This window comes from Candidatus Auribacterota bacterium, from assembly GCA_026392035.1.
In the GTDB taxonomy this organism is placed as follows: domain Bacteria; phylum Auribacterota; class Tritonobacteria; order UBA1439; family UBA1439; genus JAPLCX01.
On the sequence record JAPLCX010000064.1, the window covers coordinates 51,612 to 77,992 of the forward strand.

The 26,381-nt window shown below is 59.3% G+C and carries 24 protein-coding genes and 1 riboswitch; of the genes, 23 read left to right on the top strand and 1 reads right to left on the bottom strand.

Features of this window, described 5'->3' with window-relative positions; genetic code table 11:
- The first annotated feature begins 8 nt into the window (after positions 1 to 8).
- From NTX71_06415 to NTX71_06480, 14 genes are all read left to right on the top strand, one after another.
- Positions 9 to 620, top strand: a complete 612-nt coding sequence (locus NTX71_06415) for an MlaD family protein (GenBank protein MCX6339536.1) — start codon at positions 9 to 11, stop codon at positions 618 to 620.
- 189 nt (positions 621 to 809) lie between these two features.
- Positions 810 to 1,907 (top strand): hypothetical protein, encoded by a 1,098-nt coding sequence (locus NTX71_06420; GenBank protein ID MCX6339537.1) that lies wholly within the window; start codon positions 810 to 812, stop codon positions 1,905 to 1,907.
- A gap of 77 nt (positions 1,908 to 1,984) precedes the next feature.
- A complete protein-coding gene (gene rnc, locus NTX71_06425) occupies positions 1,985 to 2,686 on the top strand; it encodes a ribonuclease III (protein MCX6339538.1) in 702 nt (233 codons plus the stop codon).
- A 175-nt stretch (positions 2,687 to 2,861) separates the two neighbouring features.
- Positions 2,862 to 4,514, top strand: coding sequence for a dihydroxy-acid dehydratase (gene ilvD, locus NTX71_06430; protein MCX6339539.1), 1,653 nt, complete (start codon positions 2,862 to 2,864; stop codon positions 4,512 to 4,514).
- A gap of 166 nt (positions 4,515 to 4,680) precedes the next feature.
- Positions 4,681 to 6,408: a biosynthetic-type acetolactate synthase large subunit gene (ilvB, locus tag NTX71_06435; GenBank protein ID MCX6339540.1), complete on the top strand. Its 1,728-nt coding sequence runs from the start codon at positions 4,681 to 4,683 to the stop codon at positions 6,406 to 6,408.
- 169 nt (positions 6,409 to 6,577) lie between these two features.
- Complete coding sequence (gene ilvN / locus NTX71_06440; GenBank protein ID MCX6339541.1) at positions 6,578 to 7,051, top strand: acetolactate synthase small subunit; 474 nt, start codon at positions 6,578 to 6,580, stop codon at positions 7,049 to 7,051.
- Positions 7,038 to 7,466 (top strand): four helix bundle protein, encoded by a 429-nt coding sequence (locus NTX71_06445; GenBank protein MCX6339542.1) that lies wholly within the window; start codon positions 7,038 to 7,040, stop codon positions 7,464 to 7,466. Before ilvN ends, NTX71_06445 begins: the two co-directional genes overlap by 14 nt.
- A gap of 83 nt (positions 7,467 to 7,549) precedes the next feature.
- A complete protein-coding gene (ilvC, locus tag NTX71_06450; protein ID MCX6339543.1) occupies positions 7,550 to 8,548 on the top strand; it encodes a ketol-acid reductoisomerase in 999 nt (332 codons plus the stop codon).
- Between the two features lie 46 nt (positions 8,549 to 8,594).
- Complete coding sequence (locus NTX71_06455) at positions 8,595 to 10,136, top strand: 2-isopropylmalate synthase (protein MCX6339544.1); 1,542 nt, start codon at positions 8,595 to 8,597, stop codon at positions 10,134 to 10,136.
- 197 nt (positions 10,137 to 10,333) lie between these two features.
- A complete protein-coding gene (locus NTX71_06460) occupies positions 10,334 to 11,131 on the top strand; it encodes a prepilin peptidase (protein ID MCX6339545.1) in 798 nt (265 codons plus the stop codon).
- A gap of 422 nt (positions 11,132 to 11,553) precedes the next feature.
- Positions 11,554 to 11,754, top strand: coding sequence for a winged helix-turn-helix domain-containing protein (locus NTX71_06465; protein ID MCX6339546.1), 201 nt, complete (start codon positions 11,554 to 11,556; stop codon positions 11,752 to 11,754).
- Between the two features lie 5 nt (positions 11,755 to 11,759).
- Positions 11,760 to 13,697 carry an aconitate hydratase gene (locus tag NTX71_06470; protein MCX6339547.1) on the top strand — a complete coding sequence of 646 codons (1,938 nt, stop codon included), beginning with the start codon at positions 11,760 to 11,762 and terminating at the stop codon, positions 13,695 to 13,697.
- Positions 13,698 to 13,786: 89 nt separating this feature from the next.
- On the top strand, positions 13,787 to 14,335 hold the full coding sequence (locus NTX71_06475) for an OmpH family outer membrane protein (GenBank protein MCX6339548.1): 549 nt from the start codon (positions 13,787 to 13,789) through the stop codon (positions 14,333 to 14,335).
- An 89-nt stretch (positions 14,336 to 14,424) separates the two neighbouring features.
- Positions 14,425 to 14,811: a hypothetical protein gene (locus NTX71_06480; protein ID MCX6339549.1), complete on the top strand. Its 387-nt coding sequence runs from the start codon at positions 14,425 to 14,427 to the stop codon at positions 14,809 to 14,811.
- A 564-nt stretch (positions 14,812 to 15,375) separates the two neighbouring features.
- Here NTX71_06480 and NTX71_06485 read toward each other — a convergent pair.
- Positions 15,376 to 16,992, bottom strand: a complete 1,617-nt coding sequence (locus tag NTX71_06485) for a hypothetical protein (GenBank protein ID MCX6339550.1) — start codon at positions 16,990 to 16,992, stop codon at positions 15,376 to 15,378.
- A 388-nt stretch (positions 16,993 to 17,380) separates the two neighbouring features.
- Here NTX71_06485 and NTX71_06490 point away from each other — a divergent pair, with 388 nt between their 5' ends.
- From NTX71_06490 to NTX71_06530, 9 genes are all read left to right on the top strand, one after another.
- Positions 17,381 to 17,641, top strand: a complete 261-nt coding sequence (locus NTX71_06490; protein ID MCX6339551.1) for a hypothetical protein — start codon at positions 17,381 to 17,383, stop codon at positions 17,639 to 17,641.
- Between the two features lie 302 nt (positions 17,642 to 17,943).
- The gene (locus tag NTX71_06495) at positions 17,944 to 18,597 is read left to right on the top strand and encodes a TIGR03936 family radical SAM-associated protein (protein MCX6339552.1); all 654 of its coding nucleotides are present in this window, start codon (positions 17,944 to 17,946) and stop codon (positions 18,595 to 18,597) included.
- Positions 18,598 to 18,857: 260 nt separating this feature from the next.
- On the top strand, positions 18,858 to 20,393 hold the full coding sequence (locus NTX71_06500) for an Rne/Rng family ribonuclease (GenBank protein ID MCX6339553.1): 1,536 nt from the start codon (positions 18,858 to 18,860) through the stop codon (positions 20,391 to 20,393).
- Between the two features lie 93 nt (positions 20,394 to 20,486).
- A riboswitch (FMN riboswitch) is annotated at positions 20,487 to 20,608 on the top strand.
- 115 nt (positions 20,609 to 20,723) lie between these two features.
- The gene (locus NTX71_06505; protein ID MCX6339554.1) at positions 20,724 to 21,914 is read left to right on the top strand and encodes a bifunctional 3,4-dihydroxy-2-butanone-4-phosphate synthase/GTP cyclohydrolase II; all 1,191 of its coding nucleotides are present in this window, start codon (positions 20,724 to 20,726) and stop codon (positions 21,912 to 21,914) included.
- A 123-nt stretch (positions 21,915 to 22,037) separates the two neighbouring features.
- Positions 22,038 to 22,502 carry a 6,7-dimethyl-8-ribityllumazine synthase gene (ribE, locus tag NTX71_06510; protein MCX6339555.1) on the top strand — a complete coding sequence of 155 codons (465 nt, stop codon included), beginning with the start codon at positions 22,038 to 22,040 and terminating at the stop codon, positions 22,500 to 22,502.
- Positions 22,503 to 22,676: 174 nt separating this feature from the next.
- Positions 22,677 to 23,093 carry a transcription antitermination factor NusB gene (gene nusB / locus NTX71_06515; protein MCX6339556.1) on the top strand — a complete coding sequence of 139 codons (417 nt, stop codon included), beginning with the start codon at positions 22,677 to 22,679 and terminating at the stop codon, positions 23,091 to 23,093.
- Positions 23,083 to 24,258, top strand: coding sequence for a bifunctional diaminohydroxyphosphoribosylaminopyrimidine deaminase/5-amino-6-(5-phosphoribosylamino)uracil reductase RibD (gene ribD / locus NTX71_06520; GenBank protein ID MCX6339557.1), 1,176 nt, complete (start codon positions 23,083 to 23,085; stop codon positions 24,256 to 24,258). The genes nusB and ribD overlap by 11 nt, the downstream gene beginning before the upstream one ends.
- Before the next feature lie 247 nt (positions 24,259 to 24,505).
- Entirely contained in the window at positions 24,506 to 25,153 is a 648-nt protein-coding gene (locus NTX71_06525) for a riboflavin synthase (protein ID MCX6339558.1), read from the top strand.
- Between the two features lie 572 nt (positions 25,154 to 25,725).
- Positions 25,726 to 26,367, top strand: a complete 642-nt coding sequence (locus NTX71_06530; GenBank protein MCX6339559.1) for a hypothetical protein — start codon at positions 25,726 to 25,728, stop codon at positions 26,365 to 26,367.
- The last annotated feature ends 14 nt before the right edge of the window (positions 26,368 to 26,381 follow it).

Here is a 26,381-nt window from a genome sequence, read left to right on the forward strand (position 1 = left end):
AGGCAACTATGGACAAGCGATTCAGGTCCGAGATCACCGTGGGGCTTTTCGTCATCGCCGCCGCGCTCATCCTCGGCTACATCTCGCTCAAGATTTCGAGGATACGGGTCCGGGACGGGATAGACGTTACCTTCGTATTCTCCCACGCCTGCGGCCTCGTGAAAGACGCGCCGGTGGCCGTGTCGGGAGTGGAGGTGGGCTACATCAAGGACCTCAAACTTGATTCGGGCAACGCGCTCATCACCACCCGCGTCGCCTCTTCCGCAGGATTGAGGAGAGACCTCAAGGCGACCATACGCTCAAAAAGTCTCCTCGGGGAGCCGTACCTTGAGCTCATTCCCGCCAGTCGCACCGCGCCACTTCTCCAAGACGGCGACAGGATCGTCAATACGGTAGCGCCGGTCCAGATAGACCAGATGATCTCATGGCTCGGCGCCGCGTCGGAACAGATGGATCCCGCTGAGGCGGGGCGCTTTCTCAAGGCGCTCTCCCATGACCCCGCCGCCACACGCCGCATCATGAAGAACGCCGACGAACTCCTCGGAAAACTCTCCACGCTGGACGCCAAGACCCTCAGGGAATTCATCCAGCAAGTGAAAGTGCGGGCGCGCTTGTTCTGAGATGCGAGGGGTTTTAATAGCCGTCCGCCTTGGTAGTGTAGGGGTTCGATCCTTCGGCAAAGTTTATGCTGAGCGTAGCCGAAGTACTCAGGACAGGTTTTATCGAACCCGCGACTATACCTTCTCTTTAAGCGGGCTTGATGAATCAAGCCCCTACGGATAATTGCCCCCATAAAAGGCAATAATAACATGCTACGGATCGCATTCTACATAAGCTGCCACGGCCTGGGCCACGCGATGAGGATGAAGGAGCTCCTCTCGTGGATCCACAGGGAAGATCCGTCAGCTCAACTGCATGTCGCGGGGATGATGCCCCCGTGGGTCTTCAATGAGGCCCCCGCCGTGCCACTCCGGCACCGGGCCGTGCAGTGCGACATCGGCGCCATCCAGAAAGACAGCCTGCACCTCGACGTGGCGCGCACACTCGATGAGAATGCCGACTTCTACCGCGACATAGATCCCCTCGTGCGGCGCGAGGTTGATTTTGTCCGGCGGGAGAAGATTGACCTCATCGTGGGCGACATCCCCCCGCTCGCGTTCCTCGTGGCCGCGGCCTCAGGCGTGAAGAGCATCGCCATCGGAAACTTTTCATGGGATTGGATCTATGAAGAATACGCCGAGGAGCACCCCCGCTACCGCTATCTCGTCGATTGTGTGAGGGAGGCCTACGCTCGCGCTGACCTTCTCCTGCGCCTCCCTTTCCACGGTGATATGAGCGTGTTCCGCACGGTGAGGGACATTCCCCTCATCAGCCGCTCGGCATCCCTCCCGCGCGATGAGGTGCGGAGCCGCCTCGGGATACTGGAGGGAGAGACGAGGAAGGTGGTGTTCATCTCGATGGGCGGCCACGACAATGCGGGCATCGTGGCGGACACGCCGGCCCCGGAGTTCGGCGACTACATTTTCATCTCGTTTTTCAATGTCAGTGGCCGGATGAAACAGATGATACTCCCGGAGGACAGGGCCGGCATCCCACACCCGGACATCGTCCGGGCGAGCGATTGCGTGATCAGCAAACCGGGATACTGCACCGTCGCTGAATGTATCGCGAACCGGACCCCGCTCATGTACACCTCGCGCGACAACTTCAGGGAATATCCTGTGATGGAGGCAGCGGTAAAAACCTACTGCCGGTGGCACTACCTCCCCAGAGATGACTTCCACGCGGGATTATGGCGGAGACACCTTGATGCCTTCTTCCAGGGGCCGGATTCGTTCCGCTGGCCCGAGATACCCACCGACGGCGCGGCAACGGCGGCGCGCATCATTCTGGGAAAGTTGGGGTAACGTCGCCGACAGACCCCCACTATGCTCGTGCAGCGCTCGTTTGTTTCCTATATAATAGCGATCCCGACGAGGTCGTTATGCCCGATGATCAACAGCTTGACCATCTCCAGGAGAGGCTGGGCTACCGGTTCAGGAAGAGGGCCCTGCTGGTTGAGGCGCTCTCCCATTCCTCTTACGTGAACGAGAAGCTGGACGCCAGCGGATCCAGCAACGAACGGATGGAATTCCTCGGCGACTCCGTCCTGGGGCTGATCATCACCCAACACCTCTTCGAGCACTACCCGAAATGCTCCGAGGGCGAGCTCACCCTCATGAAATCGGTCCTCGTGAGCGAGGGAACCCTCGCCGGGATCGCTCAGAGAATCGAGCTCGGTCCGTGCCTCTACCTCGGGAAGGGTGAGGCATCGAGCGGGGGCGCCGAGCGGCCATCGAATCTCTCGAACGCACTTGAAGCCCTGCTGGCCGCGCTCTATCTCGACGCGGGAATCGAGGAGGCTCGGCGCGCCACGGAGGCGTTATTTGAAGAGGATTTGAAGAAAATAGAGACCACACGGCACAGCCTGAACTACAAGAACCTGCTCCAGCACTACAGCCAGGAGCGCAGGGGCGCCATACCCGAGTACGTTCTGCTCGGCAGCCATGGCCCGCAGCACGACAAGTTTTTCGAAATAGAGGTCAGGATCAAGGGGGTGGCGCTCGGCAGGGGTTCCGGACGGAGCAAGAAAGAGGCCGAGCAGGAAGCCGCACGACTCGCGCTCGAGGCCCTCGGCAAACAGTAGTATCCCGTAGTCAACTCACATCAATCATATACGCACACTAATGTGTAACCACAGATGAACACAGATTAACACGGATGAACACTACAGCCTGTTTCCCTGATGTATGAAATTAGGTGAAAAATCGCCCGCGATAGGATATCATGGGGCATTCTCTCACAGGGAGACTGTCATGCCGATGAAACATGAGGCGATCACCAAGGGGATCGAGCGAATGCCCCACCGCGCCCTCCTGTTCGCGACAGGGATCGGGCGCGAAGATATGTCAAAACCGTTTATCGGCGTGGCCACGTCCTGGAACGATCTCATCCCGGGCCACGTGCACATGCGCACACTGGAGCGATTCATCGAGCGTGGCATCTTCGCCGCGGGGGGCGTCGCGTTCTTTTTCGGCATCCCTGGCGTCTGCGACGGGATCGCCATGGGGCACGAGGGGATGAGATACTCGCTGCCGCTGCGCGAGCTCATCGCCGACTCCATTGAGACGGTCGCCCGGGCGCACGCACTCGACGGCCTCGTCCTCCTCACGAACTGCGATAAGATCACGCCGGGGATGCTCATGGGGCTCATGCGCCTCGACCTCCCCGGTATCGTGGTCACCGCCGGGCCGATGCTCGTGGGTCACTACAGGGGGAGGAAGCTCTCCCTCGCCAAGGACACCTTCGAAGCGATCGGCCGCTTCAAAGCGGGAGAGATCGATGAGCAGGAATTCCGGGAGCTTGAGATCAGGGCTTGCCCTGGGCCCGGTTCCTGCCAGGGCCTCTACACCGCGAACACCATGGCGTGCGTGACGGAGGCGATGGGACTTTCATTGCCGGGCTGCGCGACGGCGCCGGCGGTTGAATCGGAGAAGCTCCGCATCGCTCAGGCGAGCGGGAGCAGGATCGTGGAGCTGGTGCGGCAGGGGATCACCGCGCGGGCGATCGCCACACGCGCCGCGTTCTCCAATGCCATCCGCGCCGATATGGCGCTCGGCGGTTCGACGAACAGTGTCCTCCACATACCGGCAATCGCGTACGAGGCCGGGATCGAGCTCCCTCTGGAAACATTCGACCATGTGTCAAAAGACACACCGCACATCGCGAGCCTCCAGCCTGGGGGCGATTGGTGCATGGAAGATCTCCATCGCGCGGGCGGCATTCCCGCGATCCTCTCGGTGCTCAAAGAGAAGCTTGAGGATGCGGCAACCGTGAGCGGGAAGAGCATCCTCCGGATTGCCACAGAGGGCGTTGTGTACGACCAGGCGGTGATCAAGCCACTGAAGGAAGCGTACAGCCCCGAGGGAGGCATCGCGATCCTGAAGGGAAATCTGGCCCCCGAGGGAGCCGTCGTCAAGCAGAGCGCGGTCAAACCAGAGATGAGGCAGTTCAAGGGGCGGGCCGCGGTATTCGACTGCGAGGAGGCGGCCATGAAGGCCGTGATGGAAAAATGCATCCCCCGCGGCACGGTGATCGTCGTCCGCTACGAGGGCCCCAAGGGAGGACCGGGGATGAGGGAGATGCTCTTGCTCACCGCGGCGACCGTGGGGATCGGGCTCGCCGACCATGTCTTCATCGTCACCGACGGCCGCTTCTCCGGCGGGACAAAGGGGCCCTGCATCGGCCACATCTCACCCGAGGCGATGGAGGGCGGTCCGATCGCAGCCGTCAGGGATGGGGATGAAATAGAGATCAACATGCCGCAGCGCACACTCACCGTTGCCCTGAGCGAGCGCGAGCTCGCCGCTCGCCTGAAGGCATGGAAGCCGCCGGAGCCGAAGGTCAAAAGCGGATACCTCGTGCGCTACGCCCGCTCGGTCACCTCGGCTGCCACGGGAGCCATATGCAAGTAGCAACCGTTGTTCGTCATTCGTACTTCGTATCTCGCAGTAAAGTAGAAAGGCTAGAGAATTTCAAATATCTTAAGATCCGGCAGAATGATGGACACACAATACTCGTCGTCTTAGTCTACGATATACGAAATACGAACGACGCTGTACGATTGGGGGTTATTACGATATGAAGGGGTGCGAGATCGTCGTCCAGGCGTTGCTCAAGGAGAATGTCCAGGTGATGTTCGGCTACCCTGGCGGAGCCATCATGGACGTCTTTGACGCGCTGTACGAGGCGCCCATCTGCTTCATCCTCACCCGCCATGAGCAGGCGGCGGCCCACGCTGCCGACGGCTACGCACGCGCCACGGGGAAGGTCGGCGTCTGCATCGCCACCTCCGGCCCAGGCGCCACCAATCTGGTCACGGGGATTGCCACCGCGTATATGGATTCAGTCCCCCTCGTCGCCCTCACCGGGCAGGTCTCCACGCAGATGATCGGCAACGACGCCTTCCAGGAGGCGGACATTGTCGGAATCACGCGGCCAATCACCAAGCATAACTTTCTCGTCAGCAATGTTGACGACCTCCCCCGAATCCTGAAGGAAGCGTTCCTGATCGCCTCCACGGGCAGGCCGGGGCCTGTCCTGATCGATCTTCCCAAGGATATCCAGAAGGCCGAGACGGCGCAGACCTATCCGGAGAGCGTCGAGATCAGGGGGTACAAGCCGACTTACAAGGGGCATCCCCAGCAGATCAAGCGCGCCGCCGCGGAAATCGCAAAGGCGAAAAAGCCGATCATCTATGCCGGCGGCGGCGTGATCAGTTCCGGCGCGGCGAAAGAACTCAAGGAGCTCGCCGTCAAGGCAGAGATACCGGTGACCACCACACTGCTGGGGCTGGGGGCGTTCCCAGAAACGCACGAGCTCTCGCTCGGGATGCTCGGGATGCACGGCACGGTCTACGCAAACTACGCCATGGCGGAGGCCGACCTCGTCATCGCCGTGGGCGCTCGCTTTGACGACCGCGTGACCGGCAAGCTCTCCGCATTCGCGTCACACGCACACATCATCCATATTGACATAGACCCCGCCTCCATTCACAAGAACGTCACGGTGGATGTCCCCATCATCGGGGACGTGAAGGCCGTGCTGAAGGAGCTCAACAAGCTCATCAGGAAATGTGATTCCACCGAGTGGCTGAGCACGATCAAAGGCTGGAAGGTGAAGCACCCGCTCACCTACGACATGAAGATCGGAACGTTGAAGCCCCAATTCGTGATAGAAAAGATGCGGGAGCTCACGAAAGGGGAGGCGATTGTCGCCACCGACGTCGGCCAGCACCAGATGTGGTCGGGGCAGTACTGCAGGGTGACAAAACCGCGGACGTTCATCTCATCCGGGGGCCTCGGGACGATGGGATACGGCTTCCCCGCGGGCATCGGCGCTCAGGCCGGCTTGCCCAAAGAGCTCGTCGTGGTCATATCCGGCGATGGGGGCTTCCAGATGAACATACAGGAGCTGACGACCGCGGTGAACTACGACCTGCCGGTCAAGGTGCTCATCCTCAACAACCAGTACCTCGGCATGGTGAGGCAGTGGCAGCAGTTCTTCTACAAGGGCCGCTACGCATCGACCTGCCTCGCGCGCAATGTCCACTGCCCGAAGATCTGTGACGGCACGGCGGGAAAATGCCCTCCCTACGTTCCTGACTTCGTGAAGGTGGCCGAGGCCTACGGCGCCATGGGACTGAGGGTTGAAAGGGAGAAGGAGGTCGTGCCCGCGCTGAAGAAGGCGTTCCAGACGAAGAAGCCGGTGGTGATAGAGTTCGTGGTCGCCCCGGAGGAAAACGTTTTCCCCATGGTGCCCGCCGGTGCCTCGGTGAAAGAGATGATCAAGGGAATGGAACTAGTGTAAACGCAAAAGTCAAAGCGCAAAAGGTAAAATGACAAGGCAAAATTCAAAAGGGGGAGAAGAGGGTTGCATGGGCGTACCGTTGTTTTTGACTTTTGGATTGTGGTTTTGACTTTTGACTTTTTCACGAGACACCCGGAGTTCTGTATACGCATATGGAGATATCAATGTCATGAAGCACACCATCAGCGTGCTCGTGGAAAACAAATTCGGTGTCCTCGCGAGGATCGCCGGCCTGTTCAGCGGACGGGGTTATAATATCGACAGCCTCTCCGTCGCGGAGACGACCGATCCGACTGTCTCGCGGATGACGATCGTCTCACGCGGGGACGATCGCGTCATCGAGCAGATTACCAAGCAGCTCAACAAGCTCGTTGACGTGATCAAGGTACAGGACTACGCGGGCGAGAATTTCCTGGAGCGCGAACTCGTCCTCGTCAAGGTGCACACCACCGCACAGGCCCGCCCCGAGGTGATGCAGATCGTTGACGTCTTCCGCGGGAAAATCGTTGACGTCGGTCACTCCTATGTGACGGTGGAGCTCACCGGAACTGAAGACAAGGCCGACGCGCTGCTCGGCCTGCTCAAACCGTTCGGCATCAGGGAGCTCGTCAGGACGGGCAAGATTGCAATTGCGAGAAAATAAAAAGTCAAAACGCAAAAGGCAAAACCAAAAGCCAAAATTCAAAACAGAGATGAATGACAGGGTTTATGATCTTAAGAAGCGGACATACCTCTATGCGCTCGAAATAATCCGCTTTCTTGAAAGCCTGTCAAAAGATTATATTTCGCAGGTTATCGGAAAACAGCTTCTTCGGTCAGCAACATCCGTTGGAGCAAATATTATCGAGGCACAAGCCGCAAGCTCAAGAAAGGATTTTATCAATTTTTACAATCATGCCCTTAAGTCGGCGAATGAAAGCAAGTTCTGGCGCGGCCTTATCAAGGATTCCGGTAAGGCATCTCCTGATATGATAGCTCCTTTTCTCAATGAAACGAACGAATTGGCTAATATATTAGCAGCGAGCATATTAACGATGAAGGGCAAGAAGAAGTTTTGACTTTTGAATTGTGGTTTTGCCTTTTTACTTTTGGCTTTTGAGTTAGCATGGTCGATCGCGGGTTACTACCAAGGGAGGATACTATGCTCAAGATTTACTACGACAAGGATGCGAACATGCGTATCCTGAAAGGCAAGACGATCGCGGTCCTCGGCTACGGCAGCCAGGGGCACGCGCAGGCGCAGAATCTGCGCGACAGCGGCGTCACGGCAATCGTTTCTGAACTGGAGGGAACGGATAACTACCGGCAGGCGGTGAAGGAGGGCTTCAAGCCCGTTCCCGCGTCCGAGGCCGCAAAGAGAGCGGACATCATCCACTTTCTTCTGCCCGACGAGGTCCAGGCGACCGTCTACGCAAAGGATGTCAAGCCCTCACTGAAGGAGGGGATGGCGCTCGCCTTCTCCCACGGTTTCAATATCCACTTCGGCCGGATCGTCCCGCCCAAGGACGTGGATGTCTACATGGTCGCCCCGAAGGGGCCAGGGCACCTTGTCCGGCGCGTCTTCACGGAGGGGAAGGGAGTCCCCTGCTTGCTCGCCATCTATCAGGACGCGACCGGAAAGGCAAAGCAGATCGCCCTTGCCCACGCCCGCGGGATCGGGGGGACGAGGGCGGGCGTCATTGAGACGACCTTCGCAGAGGAGACGGAAACAGACCTCTTCGGAGAGCAGTGCGTCCTCTGCGGAGGGCTCACCGAACTCATCCGCGCCGGCTTCGACACGCTGGTGGAGGCCGGGTACCAGCCGGAGATCGCCTACTTCGAGTGCCTGCACGAGATGAAGCTCATCGTGGACCTCATGTACGAGAACGGCATCCAGAACATGCGCTACTCCATCAGTGACACCGCCGAGTACGGCGATGTCACGCGCGGCACAAGGATCATCACGGCCGAGACCCGCGCCGAGATGAAGCGCATACTGGAGGAGATACGGAGCGGCCGGTTCGCCCGCGAGTGGATACTGGAGAACATGGCAGGGCGGCCGGTGTACAAGGCGCTCGTGAGGCAGGGGAAGGAACACCTGATAGAAAAGGTCGGGGCCAAGCTGCGCGGGATGATGGCGTGGATAGGGAAGAAAGGGTGAAAAATCCCAAATCCCAAACCCCAAATCCCAATAAAGGTATCGATCTATGTCCGAGAAACTGATCATCTTCGACACCACGCTCCGGGACGGCGAGCAGTCGCCGGGCGCGAGCCTGAACGAGCGTGAAAAATTTGAAGTCGCCATGCAGCTCGCGCGGCTCAAGGTGGATGTCATCGAGGCGGGCTTTCCCATCGCCTCGCCGGGCGATTTTGCCGCCGTGCGGCAGATCGCCGCCGGCGTGCGCGGCCCGGTCATCGCAGGCCTCGCGCGCGCGCTCCCCAGGGACATCGAGCGGGCCGCGAAGGCCCTCGAGAAGGCATCGAGGCCCCGCATCCACGTCTTCCTCGCGACCTCGAGCATCCACCGGCGCTACAAGTTGAAAAAGGCGAAGAGCGAGATCCTCAAGCTCGCCGCGAGCTCGGTACGGAAGGCGAGGAGATACGTGGACGACGTTGAGTTTTCGCCGGAGGACGCCTCGCGGACGGAACCGGACTTCCTCGCAGAGGTCGTGGGGGCGGTGATCGACGCGGGCGCCCGCACCGTCAATATCCCCGACACGGTCGGCTACGCGACCCCCGAGGAGTTCAGCAGGCTCATTCGCTTTCTGAAAAGCTGCGTCCCCAATATCTCAAGGGCGGTGATCAGCGTCCACTGCCACAACGATCTCGGCCTCGGCGTGGCCAATTCGCTGAGCGCCATACTCAGCGGGGCGCGCCAGGTGGAGTGCACCATCAACGGGATAGGGGAACGGGCCGGGAACGCCTCGCTCGAAGAGATCGTGATGACGGTAAAGACCCGCCCGGATCTCTACAAAACCCACACCGGCATAGACACCCGCCGGCTATGGAAAACGAGCCGCCTCGTGAGCCGCCTCACCGGGATTCCGGTTCAGCCAAACAAGGCGATCGTGGGTGATAACGCGTTCGCCCACGAGGCGGGGATACACCAGGACGGCGTACTCAAAAAGCGGGCCACGTACGAGATCATCACGCCGGAATCCGTGGGCTGGAAGGGGACCTCGATGGTCATGGGAAAGCACTCGGGGAGCCACGCCTTCCGGGAACGTCTGAGGCAGCTCGGGCATGAGCTCGCCCCTCACGAGCTTGAGAAGGCGTTCCGCAGGTTCAAGGATCTCGCTGACAAAAAGAAGTTCATCTTCGATGATGACCTGGAGGCGATCATCGAGGACGAGATATCGGCGATCCCGGAAGAGTACCGCCTCGACTACATCAGCATCTCGAGCGGCAACAAAACACTCCCCACGGCCACCATCAGGCTCGTGCGCGACGAGAAACTCCTCCAGGACGCCGCGTGCGGCGATGGGCCGGTTGACGCCGCAATGAAAACGATCAGGCGCATCACGGGGATCAAGGGCATGCTCGCGGATTACGCGCTACGCGCCGTCACTGGAGGCACCGATGCCCTCGGCGAGGTCACGGTGAAGGTGTCGAGCGGCCCCTATACCGAAACCGGGCGCGGCACGAGCACTGATATCATCGAGGCGAGCGCCAAGGCGTACCTCAACGCACTCAACAAGATCCTCTGGCGCCAGGGCCGGAAAAAAAGGACGAAGTCGCCTCGATTCTGAATGCGTCGTGAACAAGATTTAGATTGTCATCCCTGCAAACGCGGGCCTGCCTGCCGGCAGGGATCCAGCATAAAACCTGGGCTCCTGCTTTTGCAGGAGTGACAGTGACTACATATAATAAAATCCGTGCTCATCCGTGAAATCAGTGGATGATCGTCCATACTGTTTCCCCCCTATAACTGAGGGGTTACTACATAATGACTATTCTCCTGGGATTCTTCATCTTCATCCTCGGCGCCATCGCCGGCAGCTTCCTGAACGTGTGCATCCACAGGCTGCCCCGCGAGGAGTCAATCGTCTCTCCGCCATCCCATTGCCCCCACTGCAAGACCCCGATAAAGCCGTACGATAACGTCCCCATCGTCAGCTACCTTGTCCTCGGGGGCCGCTGCCGCTCCTGCGGGAGCCGCATATCACCACGCTACCTTGTCGTTGAGCTTCTCACCGCCGGTTGTTTTCTCGCGCTCTCACTCATGTTCGCCCACGCATTTCCGCTGATGGTCATTGCTCTGATATTCGTGTGCAGCCTCATCATCGTGTTCTTTGTGGACCTTGAACATCAGATAATTCCCGACGAGATCAGTCTGGGGGGAATTGCCTTCGGCATCGTGGCGAGCATCGCCTACCCCCAGCTCCACACGACGACATCCCACGGACTTGCGCTCATACGATCTCTCGAAGGCCTCGTCACGGGTGGCGCGCTCTTCTGGCTCATCCGCATCATCGGAGGGAGGGTGTTTAGAAAAGAAGCCCTTGGCTTCGGTGACGTCAAGCTCATGGCCGCCATCGGAGCCCTCCTCGGGCCGTCCCTCATCCTCCTCACCACCTTCCTCGCCGCGCTCATCGGATCGGTCATCGGCCTTTCACTCATCGCCATCGGCAGGGCGGAGCTCGGCTCCCGCCTTCCGTTCGGCCCGTTCATCTGCCTGGGGGCCGTTACTTCCTTCCTCTACGGCAACCAGCTCATCGCCTGGTACCTCACTCTGCTCCGGTAGCTCTTCTTCCACGAATCGCCTGACTCGCAGGCGTGTAACCCGAAATGGCGGATAACCGATTACTATCTTCACCAACTGGGTGCGCGTAATTAAGAAATGGCGATTCTGTAGGGGCTTGATCCTTCGGCTGAGTTTATACTGAGCGTAGTCGAAGTGCTCAGGACAAGTTTCCCGCCTGAAGCGGGCAGGTATCACGCGAGCCGCGTGGCTCACGCGGCCCGTTACGCGGGTCGGATGAATCCCTGCCCCCCGGCAGGCAGGCGATCCCTGCAAATCCGCCATTTAGGGACAGGTCACCGGGCTTTCGCTTTTCACAGATATGTGGTATCATTCGGATGTGCGCGGGCGCAGGCTGCGCGATCGGCGTGTAGAAGACGCGAGGCGATCGTCCGGATTGTCGCTACGAGAAAGGAGGAGCTATCATGCTCTGGGTGCAAATAGGCCAGACAGCGGGTATGGCGTACAGGGTGCTGGAGAAAAAGAAGGAGGCAACCACCACCGAACTCATGAGGGAGCTCAAGGTCCCGTATGATATTCTCCAGATGGCGTTAGGTTGGCTGGCCCGTGAGGACAGGATAAAGTTTGACAGGGTGGGGAAGTCTCTCAAGATCTCATTGAAGTAAAATCCATGGGCAGATCCCTGACCGACAAGATCATCGCGGGACATCTCGCGCGCGGGATGCCTGTCGCCGGTGCGGAGATTGCGCTGCGCATTGACCAGACGCTCACGCAGGACGCGACGGGGACGCTCGCGTTCCTCCAGTTTGAGGCGATGGGTGTCAGCAAGACGAGGGCCGGCCTGTCGGTGAGCTACGTTGACCACAACACGCTCCAGGCGGGACCGCAGAACGCCGATGATCACCGCTATCTGGAGCGCGCGGCGGCCCGTTACGGGGTATATTTCTCCCGCCCGGGGAACGGGATATGCCATCAGGTGCACCTGGAGCGGTTCGCGGTCCCGGGGAGCACGCTCCTCGGCTCGGACAGCCACACCCCTACGTGCGGCGGAATCGGCATGCTTGCAATCGGCGCGGGAGGGCTGGATGTCGCGGCAGCCATGGCAGGCGAGCCGTTCTACCTGAGCATGCCCGAGATCATTCTCGTGAGGTTGAGCGGGAGACTGCGGCCATGGGTTTCAGCGAAGGATATCATCCTCGAGCTCTTGAGGCGTTTCGGCGTGACGTGGGGGAGGGGCAAGATACTCGAGTACGGCGGTCCGGCGCTCACGTCGCTCACCGTCCCCGAGAGGGCGACGATCGCCAACATGGGGACGGAGCTCGGCCTGACCTCTTCAGTATTCCCCTCAGACCGCCAGGCGAAAATATTCCTCGAAGCGCAGCGGCGCCCCAGGCACTGGCGCGAGCTCCTCGCTGACCGCGGAGCGGTATATGCGCAGACGGTCGATCTCAACCTTGACGCGATCGAGCCGCTCGCGGCTGCTCCCCACAGCCCCGACAATATCAAGCGGGTGAGCGAGCTCGAGGGAGTGAGGGTCGAACAGGTGTGCCTCGGCAGTTGCACCAACTCTTCGTTGCGAGATATGCTCGAGGCGGCAGCGATGCTTGAGGGGCGCACAATCCCTCCAGGGGTGAGCCTCACCATATCGCCAGGCTCTCTGCAGGTGCTCAGGATGATGGTTGAGGGCGGCGCGCTCGATGCGATCCTCTCAGCGGGGGCCAGGCTCCTTGAGAACGCGTGTGGCCCGTGCATCGGCATGGGTCAGGCTCCTCCCTCCGGCGGAGTTTCGCTCAGGACGTTCAACCGAAATTTCATGGGGCGCTCGGGCACGCCTGATGCCGGGGTGTATCTCTGCAGCACTGCGGTGGCGGTTGCGTCTGCGCTCGCGGGCGAGATTGCCGACCCACGAAAAATGGGCAGGCCGCCGGTCATACGGTTGCCCCGGCGTTTCCTCGTTGACGACAGTATGATTATCCCCCCGCCGCGAAACAGGAGAGGGGTGCGCGTAGTCAAGGGCCCAAATATCAGGCCGCTCCCGCGCTTCCCGAAACTCGCCGATCGGATCGAGGGTGAAGTACTGCTCGTGTGCGGAGACAACGTGAGCACGGACGATATCATGCCTGCCGGCGCGAAGCTCCTCCCGCTCCGGTCGAATATTCCTGCGCTGGCCGAGCACGCATTTGAGCGGCGTGATCCCTCGTTCGCGCGGCGCGCCATGAGCGCGGGGACGGGTTTCATAGCGGCGGGGAGCAACTACGGCCAGGGGTCAAGCCGCGAACACGCCGCGCTGGTGCCCAGATACCTCGGAGTCGCCGCGGTAATCGCGCGCTCGTTCGCGAGGATCCATCAGGCAAACCTTGTCAATTTCGGCATCGTGCCGCTCGTCTTGGAGCGCGCGGATGATCTCCGCAAGCTCGCGCAGGGGGAACGGCTGAGGGTGCACGGGCTGCGGGCTGCGGTAAGGTCGGGGGAGCGGGTGGTCATTCACCATGTGAGCCGGCGCAGGCAGGTGCCTGCACGCCTGGAGCTCAGCAGCCGCGGGAGGCGGATCCTCCTCGCGGGTGGGCTGCTGAATCTGATCAAACAACAAAAGGGTTCAAGTCGTTGAAATTGTTCCAATCGTTTAAATCGCGAGGAGTTTAATTATTAACCGACTTGAACGACTTAAACGACTTAAACGAATATAGGATAGATACCATGCGCTACATTCTTCCCATGCTATTACTCGGGGTTGTTATATCCGGCTGTGCGCCCTCGCCGACCGACATTGCCGTCATCGACATTGACGCGATCTTTAAAAACTATAAGAAGTCGCAGTCCATTTACGAGGGACTTGAAAAGGAGAGGAGCAGCCTGGAAACCAAGGGGCAGGAAATGCTCGATGAGATCAACAAGCTCGTGAAGGAGTCAGAGCTCTTGAGCGAGGAGACGCGGAAGGAGCGGGAGACGCGCATCAAGGAAAAGAGCGTGGCGCTCGAAGCCTATCGCCGCGGCGCGACGAAGGACCTGGCGGAGCGGACGAACAGCGAGTACCAGAAGTTGATGAACGATGTGCGCGTGGCCGCTGAGGCCGTGGCGCAGAGGCGCCATATCAAGATCATCCTCGACACCTCGGCCGTCGTCTACGGCGCGAAGGGGTTGGAGGTAACCAGGGAGGTGATCGACGAGCTCAACAGGCGCTTCGATAAAGCGACCGAAAAAAGTGAAGCGCGCGCTGCCTCTCCCACAAGCCCAACACCTCGGTAACTTCATCACTGAACAGGTGGTGGGAGCCCTTTATAATAGTTCCCCTTGGTGGTACCTGTTTTTGTGGACGAAAACTCACCTGACACACTGTGAAAATCGAATCGAGTCGGTACGGAGTCCCCTGCACCAGGAAAAGAGGGAGCACGCGGTCGTACGACAGGGATAAGTTGAGAAGCCCTGACCGCCGCAGGAAGAGAAAGAGCTGCACGAAGGCAGTGCTGAAGCGGCGTCTGCGCGCCCACATCGTCAATGCCATCGCGCAGATGCACGTGGTAAATAGGATTGACATCATTCCGGAGAAGAAGGCTCATCTGGAACGGGCGGTCGCTGACCTCGAGGCGGTGCTCGCGGAGAGGGCGGGGAGCCATCTCCTCAGGCAGCAGCTCGCCCTCTGCCGCGAGCTCCTCCGGGAGATCGAGCGCGGCGCCTCTGACTGCCGCAGCGGACATGTCGATGTTATAATATGCAGCGAGTAGCTGTCTGAGGATGCGTCCCCCCGAGTATCCATCCCATCAAATTCCACTGGAGTTCCCCACCTGGAAGGGTGGGGGTGAGAGCGGTCTGGAGTTTTTGTGGCAGACGATTTGAACGGGGGGCGGGATTCTCCGCCTGAGGCACCCGCCTGCCTCCCGTCGGGCAGGCCCGCCTACAACCTGGCGGGCAGGGATGCGCCTCCGGAGCAGAAGTCGATTCGTACACTGCACCAGTCCTTACGGCTCGCTGGCTGTATGCGGGGACTAGACAGGGAGCTAAAGATATGCAGCGAGTGTGGCTGATAGCCTGAGGCGCGTCGCCGCCGGAAGTGCGAAGGATGGCGACATAAGCGTTCTTGTGCCCTCCATCCCAGCCTCAGCCAATCGGACCTACTGAACGATTACTTTATGGCCAGATCCTTCTCGCATGTAACCGCACTTTCTTGAAATTCCTGTCGTCATCTCCACCTGGCCCCCCCATCGGAGGGGGAGGGATATGGGAAAAAGCAGGGGGCCCTTCCGGCCCCCCTGCGCGTGTGGATACATGCCCGTCGCCCCTGGTATCGCTTACTGGACGATCAGGGTGTTTCTATCGACAGTCCCGACGTACTGCGGATTGTTCATGTCGGTCGTCTTCGCCGGATCAATTGCGCCACCCTCGAGGTAGTAAACCCCCGTCGCGATTCCCCTGAACTGCGTGTCAAGGACCGGATAGTTCCATATCGGCGCCGCCACGGTGCTGGTCCTGGAGAAGCCGAGATAGGGCGTCGGCGAAGCCCTGAACCCTTTTCCCCGTTCATAGTAGAGCGTCTGCCCGTTCGTCATGATGAACCGCACGAAAAGGTAGCACGGAGTGGAGATGACGGATATGTTCGCCCTGACCGCGATCCAATCGGTCGTGAAAAACGTCGTCTTGTTCGCCGTCAGATCGACCGGGGGCACCGGCGTCGGCGTGGGTACCGGCGGTATTACGAACGAGTAGACGACGCCCATATCCTCTGTCCCCCCATCCTCTGCTGCGCCATAAAGCGCGCCGTTCTCAAGGAGAAGCGTCCCTGTCGGAAATGAGCCGGTTCCCCCGATAATGCCGTCGAAACTGTAGAGCACGGTATAGCCGGTACCGTCGGTGTTAAGTGTGAAGATGGCGCCCGGGTCCGTGTACCCGACCCCGACCCCCTTGAGGGCAAATACCATGCCCCCGGGAGACGTTGTGCCATAGAGCCTGTTGCCGTCCATTGCCAGACCGGTGCAGAAAAGGTTATTGACCGTCTTCTTACTGCCATAAGTCCCCGCAGCGGTGTCGAGAGTGAAGTCGTGCAGGGTCTGGAAATTTGCCCCATTTTTGTCGAGGGCGAAGATGGTTCCCCCACCGGAATCGTATGGCCCGGTGTTCACGCCGCCGTACCGCGTCAGGCCGTAGAGCCTGCTCCCGTCCGATATGAGTCCGCCCACTGGCTCCGCGCCATCAGTCCCGGAGAAGTCGTGCAGGATCGCGTGGTTGCTTCCGGTGGGGGACATGGAGAACAGAGTCCCTTCTTCTGCGATGTACTTTCCGCCATCCCGGGTCGCTCCGTACAGGGTCCCGTTTTCGAGGAGCAGGTTGCCCCAAGGAGAACTGCCGTCGAGCGGGGAGCCGGCGAAATTATAGGCGACAGTATAGCCTGTGCCGTCGGTCTTGATGGAGTACGCGATGCCGTCGTCAGTGGTCCCCCCATTAATGGTCAATCCGTAAATCATGTCTCCAGACACCACCACGGGGCTCGGCTGCCATGACGTGCCTCCGGCATAACTGTACAGGATCGTGTAGGCACTGCCATCGGTCTTGATCGAATAGAGGGTCCCGGCCGAGTTTACTCCGCCCCCATTGGTCGTCCCGTACAGGACGCCGTTGGCCGGCGCGGGGACGCCGTTTGGGTACATGCCGTCAGGCGCGGGGCCGAAGCTGTGGAGGATTGTGAAGCCGCTCCCATCCATGTTCATTGCGTAGAGGATGCCCGATCCGTTCGCGCCCCCGGCGGATGTGATCCCATAGAGCTTGGCGCCGTCGGATACCACTCCTCCTGCCGGATACTCGCCGTCCGTCAGCCCGCCCGCAAAGTTATGAAGCACCGTGTACGTCTGCGCGAAAGCGCCCGTCGCCGCCAGGCACAACGCCACTGCCGCCACCGCAATTAAGCAACGCATGGCAATCCCTCCCTCTTTCCGTACCACGGGTACACCCCGTTAGGTACATCACCCTAATGATGCCAAAACCATTTGCGCACATCAAACAAAATAGCACAACAGTTATAATGGTAATCCCTCAGTTACGGTGGGGCTAAATAGAATACTCCACAACGTAGAGCACCCTTAAGGGTGCTCTAGTGTGCCCGGCATGTGTTGTTTCTCACAAGCTGAAAGGAGCTTGTCGGAGCTGATAGCGGCAACCGTAGCCAAACCGCAAGGCGTAGCCGTAAGGCGAAGCTGAAAGAAGCGGAAGGCGAACTCGCGACCGCAGGAACACGAACTGGCAGAGAGGCCGACGCGCAGGCGACGAGCTGGCTAGCAACAGCGAAGTCCGAAGGCTATCAAGATGCGCGTGGTAGAGCCAGACGGCGCGCGGGGAAAGAGACAACGCTTACCCGGGGAGATCCTCTTCTTGAGAGAGGAGAGGAAGTCAGCAGAGGCCGTAGTAGCGACGAGGCCCCCCGAAAAGGGGGCTGAGCGAAGGGCCGAAGAACCACGGAGCAGAGCTATAGAAGGGACTGGTTCGGAGACCGAGAGGAGCTATATATCGCGGAGAGCTGTCGAGGAGACAACTTCTCCGGCGACCCAAATGTTTGCGGGGCGGTGAAGCCGCTGTAGCGAGCAGGAGGGAGCCTCCGAGGGGGCCGAGCTGCGAACTTTCTGAAAGAGAGCGATGCACGAGCTCGACGCTTGCGGCGATGCTATAGTTGCTGGGTTCAATCGCCGGATGCTGAAAACGGCATGTCCGGTGGTGTGGGAGGGTCTGCGGGCGCAATCCCGCAGGCCCGACCCGATCAGGATTAGACGGATTAAGGTTCACGCGCTTGAATGTATGATCTGGATTCGTCATGTTTGCCTCCAGTTTTACCTTGCCCCTTCCTGCGGGTTTGAGATAATAGTCTCTGACATATGCATCGTGTAACGTATTCGAAAGAGGGGCTGATCAAGTTTATCTCCCACCTTGATCTTATCAGGCTCTGGCAGAGGGCGTTCCGAAGGGCTGGTGTGCCGGTAAAGATGTCTCAAGGTTTTTCACCCCATCCGCTCATGTCGTTCGGTCCCCCCCTCCCTCTGGGAGTGGAGGGCTGCGGCGAGATGCTGGATGTGGCACTGGTCCACGGGCAGGATCTCACGCGCGCGAAGGAGCGTCTTCAATTCGCTCTCCCCGAGGGCATCGGGGTGCGCGAGTTCCGCCCCGTTTCAGAGTTTCAGGCGTCCCTCTGCGCCGCAATTGATTATGCCAGTTATGAGGTGCATCTGGGAAAAGAGTGTGCGGGCGAAGTGAGGGAAAGGGTTGCGGCCGCGAAAAGCGCCCCCGCGTTAGTTTCAAAAAAGCAGACGAGAAAAGGGGAACGATACCGCGATATAAAACCCCTGATCAAAGAACTGGAGGTTGGAGGAGACAGCGGAGGGGAGGCGCGCATGCGCTTCACCGTCCGGGTGGGAGAGGGGGGTAATTGCAACCCCCATGAGTTGCTCGAGGCAGTGCTCGGGTGGCCTGAAGAGCGCGTCAAGAAGCTACGCATCACGCGAACCGCGCTCGTCTCGAGCGGTAAATTCTAAATGGAAGGCTCTGCAAACCCGTGTTGAGATTCATTCCGAGAGCGCCGGCGCCGGAGTTTTAGCGACGACGCTGGGAAACGCGACAGAGGACCCGATGACACATGTGACGCGCCATACGAGAGACACCAGGGGACAGAAACGCCGTCTGCGGACATGTCTCGGCGCACATACGACAGTGAATCTCCGATTGCCAAGGTCTCTGGCGCAACGGAGTGCCTCATCGCTCGGCGCGGGAAGCAGCCTGGAAAGGATTGTTATCAATGGACAGGCAGATCATTATCAGTTCGGAACCGCGCGAAACCCGCGTGGGCATCATGGAGGATGGCAAACTCCAAGAGCTTTTGATCGAGCGGGAGCAGGAAAAAACGCTCGTGGGAAACATCTACAGGGGAGTGGTGAGAAACGTCCTCCCGGCCATTCAGGCGGCCTTTGTTGACATTGGCCTCGGCAGGAATGGGTTTCTCCATGTTTCGGATATCACCAATGAGGTTTCTGCGTGCAGGGAGATCGCGGGCGAGGACGTTGAGGGGCTCGGGGTCACCAGCAAAGACGCCAAGAGAGAGTCTATCGACAAGATGCTCCACAAGGGGCAGGAGATTCTTGTCCAGATAATAAAAGAACCCATCGGGACGAAGGGGGTCAGGCTCTCGAGCAACATCTCCCTCGCGGGCCGCTACCTGGTGATGATGCCGGGGGCCCGCCAGATCGGCATCTCCAGGCGCATCGCGGATTACGCGGAGCGGCGGCGCCTCAGGCATATCCTCAGACAGGTCAACACCCCTAAGGACCTCGGGTTCATTGTCCGGACCGTCGGCCAGGGCGCATCGCAGGAAGAGTTCGAGAAGGATGTGCGCTACCTTTCCGACCTCTGGGCGGGCATTCAGAGGCAGATCCCGGCCTCGCCCTGCCCCTCGCTTATCCACGAAGAGCTCAATCTCATCCTCAGGGTTCTCCGCGACGTGCTCACCGAGGATGTCTCCAAGATCATCATTGATTCGCGGGATGAGTATAAGAACATCCAGCGGTTCGTCAATGCCCTCATGCCGAACATGGAGGCCACGATCGTCTACCACAGCGGCAGGGACCATGTGTTCGACAGCTCCGGCATTGAAAAGGAGATTGAAAAGGCTCAGCGGAAGAAGGTGTGGCTCAAATGCGGCGGCTACCTCATCATCGATCAGACGGAAGCCATGGTCGTGATCGATGTGAACAGCGGCCGATGCCTCGACAAGAAGAATCTCGATGACACCATTCTCGAGACAAACATGCAGGCCGCGGAGGAGGCGTGCCGCCAGATACGGCTGCGCAACATCGGTGGCATCATCATCATTGATTTTATTGACATGCACCTCAAGAGGCACCAGCGGATGGTGGAGAAGGCGATGCTGAAAGCGGTGAACCGGGATAAGGCGAAGACGAACATCTTCCCCATTTCGCAGCTGGGGATCCTGCAGATGACCCGCGAGCGCGTGAAGGAGAGCTTGAGCGAAGCGGTCTACGAGGCGTGCCCTTACTGCAGCGGGGGAGGGAGGGTGAAATCCGCCACCAGCATGAGCATCGAGGCCCAGCGCCTCATCAAGCTGGCCCTGCGGAGCAGCAGGCGCTTTCTCAGGCTTCCCATCAAGGTTCAGGCGCACCCGAAAGTGTGCGAGCGGCTTCAGAAGGAGGACCGCGAGGCCGTACAGGAGCTCACGCAGAGATACAGGGGAGTGGTCACGTTCGAGCCGCGGGAGGATCTGCACGTTGAAAACATCAAGCTCATCAACGAGCGGACGGGGAGGCTGATTCAGGTGTAGATCCATTTCGCGCCGGGAAGTAAGGATGGCTGATGCAATTTGGCTGGTGCAATTTATAGTTGACCTTAATTACGCTAGATAGTAGTATGGTGCAACAATCTTCAGGGCGGGGTGCAAGTCCCCACCGGCGGTAGAGCCCGCGAGTCCCGCTTAGCGGGACTGATCCGGTGAAACTCCGGGGCCGACGGTCACAGTCCGGATGGGAGAGGATTGCATAGTGTTGTGCTCACTGTCCTGAAGAATGCGTTCTTCAGGACTTTTTTATTTCGCCGCGGGCTTTGTGACGACATGGTGCTTTAAACTTTACACTTTCAACTTTGGGCTGCAATTATGGTGAGTTCGGTGCAGGACGCAATTAAAGACATTGCCGCGGGCAAGATCGTCATCGTGATTGACGATGCGGACCGAGAAAACGAGGGCGATTTCGTCATGGCCGCTGAGAAGGTCACTCCGGAGGCGATCAACTTCATGGCGACGCACGGCAGGGGCCTCATCTGTGTCTCGGCGCCGGGGGGGCGCATCGAAGAGCTGGGACTGAAGCCGATGGTGCAGGTGAACACATCCCTCTATGGCACCCCCTTCACTGAGTCAATCGACTTCATCCACAATACCACCACGGGCATCTCCGCCTACGATCGGGCTGCGACGGTCCGCGCGTTCGCCGATCCCGGCTTCGGCCTCAAAGATTTCGCCAGGCCGGGGCATGTCTTTCCCCTCAGGGCAAGGGAGGGAGGAATCTTGAGGCGCGCGGGGCATACCGAGGCAAGCGTGGATCTGGCGAGACTCGCGGGGCTCTATCCGGCGGGCGTCCTCTGCGAGATCATGGATGAGGACGGCAGGATGGCGAAGCTGCCGGCCCTTCGCCGCATCGCCGAGCGTTTCCAGCTTCGCATCGTGACGATTGACGATCTCATCCGCTACAGGATGACAGAGGAGAAGCAGGTCAGGTGTACCGCCCGGACGTCAATCCCCACCCCGTACGGCACATTCGAGCTCCGCCTCTACGAGTGCATGCTGGATAACTACCACCACATCGCGCTGATCAAGGGCGAGGTCTCCGGCAGGGAGAACGTCCTCGTGCGGGTTCATTCGGAGTGCATGACCGGAGACGTCTTCGGCTCCCTCCGCTGCGACTGCGGGGAACAGTTGAGATTGTCGCTCAAGCGGCTTGCGGAAGAGGGGTGCGGCGTGCTCCTCTACATGCGGCAGGAGGGGAGGGGGATAGGCCTGGTGAACAAGCTCAAGGCGTACGCCCTCCAGGACAGCGGGCTCGATACGGTGGAGGCCAACGAGCACCTCGGGTTTCCCCCCGATCCCAGGGATTACGGGATAGGCGCCCAGATCCTCGCTGACCTCGGCCTGCATAAGATACGGCTCCTCACCAATAACCCGCGGAAGATCGTAGGCCTCGAAGGCTATGGCCTGAAGGTTTCCGAACGGGTGCCGATCAGCGTGGGGGCGACAGATTATAATCGGGAGTATCTGGAGACCAAGCGGGATAAACTGGGGCACCTCATATAAAAGTCAAAAGGCAAAAGTAAAAAGGTAAAAAGGAGGATTGAGCCGCGTCGTTCTTTTTAATTTTGAATTGTGGTTTTGCCTTTTGCGTTTTCACTTTTGAGCTATCAAAGAAAGGAGGGAGCAATGGTTAAAACATTTCAGGGTGAGATGGTGAGCAGGGGGAAGCGGTATGCGATTGTCGTCAGCCGCTTCAATGAGTTCATCACCTCGAAGCTCCTCGGGGGAGCGATGGACGCGCTGCGGCGCCACGGGGTAAAAGAAGAGGAGATCACCGTGGTGTGGGTTCCCGGCTCTTTTGAGATTCCCTATGCCGCCAGCAGGATCGCGAAGGCCAAAAAGCACGACGCGGTCATCTGCCTCGGCGCAGTCATTCGCGGGGCGACGCCGCATTTCGAGTACATCAGCAGCGAGGTGACCAAGGGGATCGCGCAGATCTCTCTCTCGACCGGCGTGCCGGTGATCTATGGCGTGATCACGCCGGATACGCTCGAACAGGCTATCGAGCGCGCGGGGGCAAAGGCGGGTAATAAGGGCGCGGAGGCCGCAGAGGCCGCCATCGAGATGGTAAATCTGTTTGAGAAGATATAGCAGTGAATGACAAATGACAAAGCACAAATCACAAAAGAATGACAAATACCAAAGTACAAATGACAAATGAACCGCAGATAGCAAGGAATAAAGGCTAGTGTCAGATTATTTTGTCATTTGGATTTTGTCATTTGGTATTTGACATTTCAAGTATGGGATTTGGGATTTTAACAAATGGGTAGCCGAAGAAAAGCACGAGAGCTCGCGCTCCAGTTTCTCTACCAGATAGAGATAACCCGTGGGGATCTGGAAACGACGCTGGGCCTCTTCTGGGCGGAGCATCCGGTTGGGCCAGAAATAAGGGGTTACGCGAGCGAGCTGATCCGGGGGACTCAGGAAAATCTTGACAAGATTGACCCGCTCCTCAGCAGGTACGCTCATAATTGGATACTCGCGCGGATGGCGGCGGTGGACAGGAACGTTCTCCGCCTCGCCGTGTACGAGATGCTCTTCTCGAAACATGCGCCGCCCATTGTGGTGATCAACGAGGCGGTGGATATCGTGAAGAAATATTCGACGCCTGACTCTGGGGCGTTTGCGAACGGCATCCTTGATCAAATCCGCAAGGAAGAGATGAAAGATGCACCGTAGGGAATCGGCGCCGCCACACGCCCCGGCGGATCGTTTCTCCGGGGAAGAGTTGAAATTCATGCGGCTCGCCCTTCGCCTGGCGAATCGCGGCAAGGGCCGCACCAGCCCGAATCCCGCGGTGGGCGCCGTTGTTGTCAGGGGTAGAAGGGTGATCGGTCGGGGGTGGCACCGGCGATCGGGAGAAGCTCACGCGGAAGTGCGCGCCATCGCTCAGGCGGGCGGCGCGGCGCGGGGGGCGACGATGTATGTCACGCTGGAGCCGTGCTGTACCTACGGGCGCACGCCGCCCTGTACTGATGCGATCGTGCACGCAGGCTTAAAAAAAGTGATCGTCGCCACGCTGGACCCCAATCCGCGCCACCATGGCCGTGGCATCGCCCTCCTGCGGCGTCGCGGCGTCCTCGTGAGGGTCGGGGCTCTCAGCAGGGAGGCGTCGGCCCTCAACGAAGACTTCGCGAAGTACATTAAGACAGGGCTCCCCTTCACGACGGTAAAGGTTGCGATGAGCATCGATGGGAAGATCGCCACGGTTGGAGGCGACTCGCGCTGGATCAGCGGGGCCGAATCACGGAGACAGAGCCATCGGATCAGATTCTGCTCGGACGCGGTCCTCGTCGGGAGGAGGACAGTCGAGCGGGACAACCCAAGTTTAACGGCTCGCCCGGGAGGGCGCGTGGCAAAAGTCCCATGGCGGATTATTCTGGATTCGAAGGCGGAAATCCCCTTCGGGTCGAACGTGCTCAAACCCCCGGACGTGTCGAAAACGGTCATCGCCGTCACCGGCCGCGCCCCCCGCGGGAGGATTGCCAGGCTGGAAGCGCTCGGCGCGAGGGTGATCCGATGCCCGACCAGGCGCGGCAGGGTTTCGCTGAGGAGCTTGTGGCGGCGGCTCGGCCGCATGGGCGTCATGTCGGTGATGGTCGAGGGGGGAGGCGAGACGATCGCCTCTGCGCTTGAGGCGGGCGTGGTGGACAGCGTGATGATATTCATTGCCCCCGCGATCATAGGGGGGCGCGGCGCGCCGACGCCGGTGGGCGGGGCGGGAATAAAAAGGATCGCCGATGCGATACCGCTCAGCAGCGTTGCTGTGGCGCGGTGCGGTGATGATATCTTGATCGAGGGGCGCGTTAACTGCGGCCGAAAGTGGAAAGCGAAAACAAAATAGGCGACTTAACGTATCACCACAGATAAACACAGATAAATACTACGGCAGAAAGTGCAAGGCTTAAAGTTGAAAGAAATTATGTCACGGTAAACCTTCAACTTTGCACTTTTAACTGTAGTCCTATCTGTGTGCATCCGTGTTCATCTGTGGTTATTCATATTTAACTGATGTCCGCCACGGGCGGCTCGAGGCTGTAGTGCTTATTGCACTTTAAACCTTACACTTTCAACTTTGGGCTGTAGTCAAGATGTTCACGGGGATCATCGAAGAGATAGGTGTAGTTGAGAACATTGTGGCGACGCCCGCCGGCAGGCGGATTGCGATCATTTCCGGCACCGTTGCGGCGGGGGCCGAGCGCGGAGCGAGCGTGGCGCTCAATGGCGTGTGTGTGACTGTGGTTGAATGTTCGCCACCAGTCTCAGCGTCTCGCAAAGGGAGGCTGGCGGCCGACATACTCCAGAAAACATGGGAACTGACGAACCTGAATGCGTTGAAACCCAACGAGGGTGTCAACCTCGAGAGGGCGTTGCGCCTCGGAGACAGGATCGGGGGGCATTTTGTTCTGGGCCACGTCGATGGTCAAGGGACAATCATATCCCGCCGGAGGGAGGGCGATGATCTGGTCGTGGGGATTTCTGCGAACGAAATGCTCATGAAGGGAATCGTCCTGAGGGGATCAATCGCGGTGGACGGGATCAGTCTCACCGTCGCCAGGATGAACGCCGGCGCCTTCTATGTGCACTGCATCCCGTTCACGATACGGAATACCACGCTCGGGAGCACGCCGGTCGGCGGCAGAGTCAATCTCGAGCTGGACGTCCTGGGTAAGTATGCCAGTCGGGATCGCGCACAGGGGATCACCGAGTCGTTCCTCAGGGAGCACGGTTTTCTATAGGATTCCGGGAGCCGGTGGGTGATCGGCGCTGGGCGATAACTGCCAGAAATGATGTTTCACCACGGACCCGCCTGCCGCCTGCCTGTCGGCAGACAGGGACGGGCAGGGAGCACGGCGCGGCCTTTGGCCGCAACCAATTTTTACCACTGAAGACACTGAATTCACTGAACACAACATTCTACGGTAAAGAAAGTTACGAATACCAAGCGAAAAACTTTCTCCAATTAAAAAGTTTTGCACACGTGTAGTACGGAGATACACGGAGCCTGCCCGCCGGCAGGCAGGCTCTGTGGTAAAACATCAAAGCTGTTTTTCTGAAAATTGGAGATAGTCCAGACTGATTGCGCTTGCCTTGGCGCTGCATGTTTTTTAGAATAGTGATCTCTCATGGGCGCCGGTTCAGGCGGCGCGGTGCATCAATTCCCGGGGTATCATTCCGGATGGTGCCGATATATGCGTGGGCTTCACAAGATGCCGTAGCGCACACTTAAGTGCGCGCTACAGGGCTCTTAAAAGTACACACTTTTATGCGGATAATCTCATTCCGAGCGCGTGATGAAGTGAGGGGTTGAATGGACAGGTTCCAGCTCTTATGTGTCGCCCTTTCAACGGGGCTGCACACCGTGCTGATCGCGCATCTGCCTCCCGTGGTCTCCAAGGAAGCCGGACAGGCCTTCCCCCCCGCGATAGAGTTCTCGTACATTGAGGCCGTCGGCGGACCGGCCGGGGGAGAGCATGTGCCACATCCAGGCGAAGCGGGTGATGATTCCTCAATCGCCAGCTTGCGGGAGGTGGGACAGGATCAGGCAAGGGCCGACTCACAGGTGCTGAAAGGTACGGGTGAGATACTCTCGGGAGTCACAAGGGAGACATTGAGGCCTCTCTCTCCTCGGGAGATAAGAAGCTCCGAGGCGTTCACTGCTGCGGTGAACCGGTACAGGAAGCAGCTCGAGCAGATACTCGAACGGGAGGGCAAGCTGTCATATCCGCATATCGCGCTGGAGAGCGGACGGGAGGCCAGGCTGCAAGTACGTTTCTGCGTGCGGGGAGATGGAGCGCTGGAGTCAATCGAGGTGCCGCCGGCGTGCGGGGGTTTCGACCGTGAGCTCGTGGCAGGTCTCAAAAAGGCCGCGGTCTGTTTCCCTGCGTTCCCCGAGGAAATCAAATGTGAAAAGCTCACCTTCTGCTGGCCGGTGAGTTTTGATCTGCGCTAAAGAAAAGGAGGGGG

Bases quoted from the DNA above. Each gene is read 5' to 3' on its own strand.
- NTX71_06490 (MCX6339551.1), top strand. From the start codon at position 17,381: ATGCGCGTGGTAGAGCCAGACGGCGCGCGGGGAAAGAGACAACGCTTA.
- rnc (MCX6339538.1), top strand. From the start codon at position 1,985: ATGCCCGATGATCAACAGCTTGACCATCTCCAGGAGAGGCTGGGCTAC.
- NTX71_06470 (MCX6339547.1), top strand. From the start codon at position 11,760: ATGGGCAGATCCCTGACCGACAAGATCATCGCGGGACATCTCGCGCGC.
- ilvC (MCX6339543.1), top strand. From the start codon at position 7,550: ATGCTCAAGATTTACTACGACAAGGATGCGAACATGCGTATCCTGAAA.
- NTX71_06530 (MCX6339559.1), top strand. From the start codon at position 25,726: ATGGACAGGTTCCAGCTCTTATGTGTCGCCCTTTCAACGGGGCTGCAC.
- NTX71_06505 (MCX6339554.1), top strand. From the start codon at position 20,724: ATGGTGAGTTCGGTGCAGGACGCAATTAAAGACATTGCCGCGGGCAAG.
- NTX71_06420 (MCX6339537.1), top strand. From the start codon at position 810: ATGCTACGGATCGCATTCTACATAAGCTGCCACGGCCTGGGCCACGCG.
- ilvD (MCX6339539.1), top strand. From the start codon at position 2,862: ATGAAACATGAGGCGATCACCAAGGGGATCGAGCGAATGCCCCACCGC.
- NTX71_06460 (MCX6339545.1), top strand. From the start codon at position 10,334: ATGACTATTCTCCTGGGATTCTTCATCTTCATCCTCGGCGCCATCGCC.
- NTX71_06465 (MCX6339546.1), top strand. From the start codon at position 11,554: ATGCTCTGGGTGCAAATAGGCCAGACAGCGGGTATGGCGTACAGGGTG.
- NTX71_06525 (MCX6339558.1), top strand. From the start codon at position 24,506: ATGTTCACGGGGATCATCGAAGAGATAGGTGTAGTTGAGAACATTGTG.
- ilvB (MCX6339540.1), top strand. From the start codon at position 4,681: ATGAAGGGGTGCGAGATCGTCGTCCAGGCGTTGCTCAAGGAGAATGTC.
- ribD (MCX6339557.1), top strand. From the start codon at position 23,083: ATGCACCGTAGGGAATCGGCGCCGCCACACGCCCCGGCGGATCGTTTC.
- NTX71_06500 (MCX6339553.1), top strand. From the start codon at position 18,858: ATGGACAGGCAGATCATTATCAGTTCGGAACCGCGCGAAACCCGCGTG.
- nusB (MCX6339556.1), top strand. From the start codon at position 22,677: ATGGGTAGCCGAAGAAAAGCACGAGAGCTCGCGCTCCAGTTTCTCTAC.
- ribE (MCX6339555.1), top strand. From the start codon at position 22,038: ATGGTTAAAACATTTCAGGGTGAGATGGTGAGCAGGGGGAAGCGGTAT.
- ilvN (MCX6339541.1), top strand. From the start codon at position 6,578: ATGAAGCACACCATCAGCGTGCTCGTGGAAAACAAATTCGGTGTCCTC.
- NTX71_06475 (MCX6339548.1), top strand. From the start codon at position 13,787: ATGCGCTACATTCTTCCCATGCTATTACTCGGGGTTGTTATATCCGGC.
- NTX71_06455 (MCX6339544.1), top strand. From the start codon at position 8,595: ATGTCCGAGAAACTGATCATCTTCGACACCACGCTCCGGGACGGCGAG.
- NTX71_06495 (MCX6339552.1), top strand. From the start codon at position 17,944: ATGCATCGTGTAACGTATTCGAAAGAGGGGCTGATCAAGTTTATCTCC.
- NTX71_06415 (MCX6339536.1), top strand. From the start codon at position 9: ATGGACAAGCGATTCAGGTCCGAGATCACCGTGGGGCTTTTCGTCATC.
- NTX71_06485 (MCX6339550.1), bottom strand. From the start codon at position 16,992: ATGCGTTGCTTAATTGCGGTGGCGGCAGTGGCGTTGTGCCTGGCGGCG.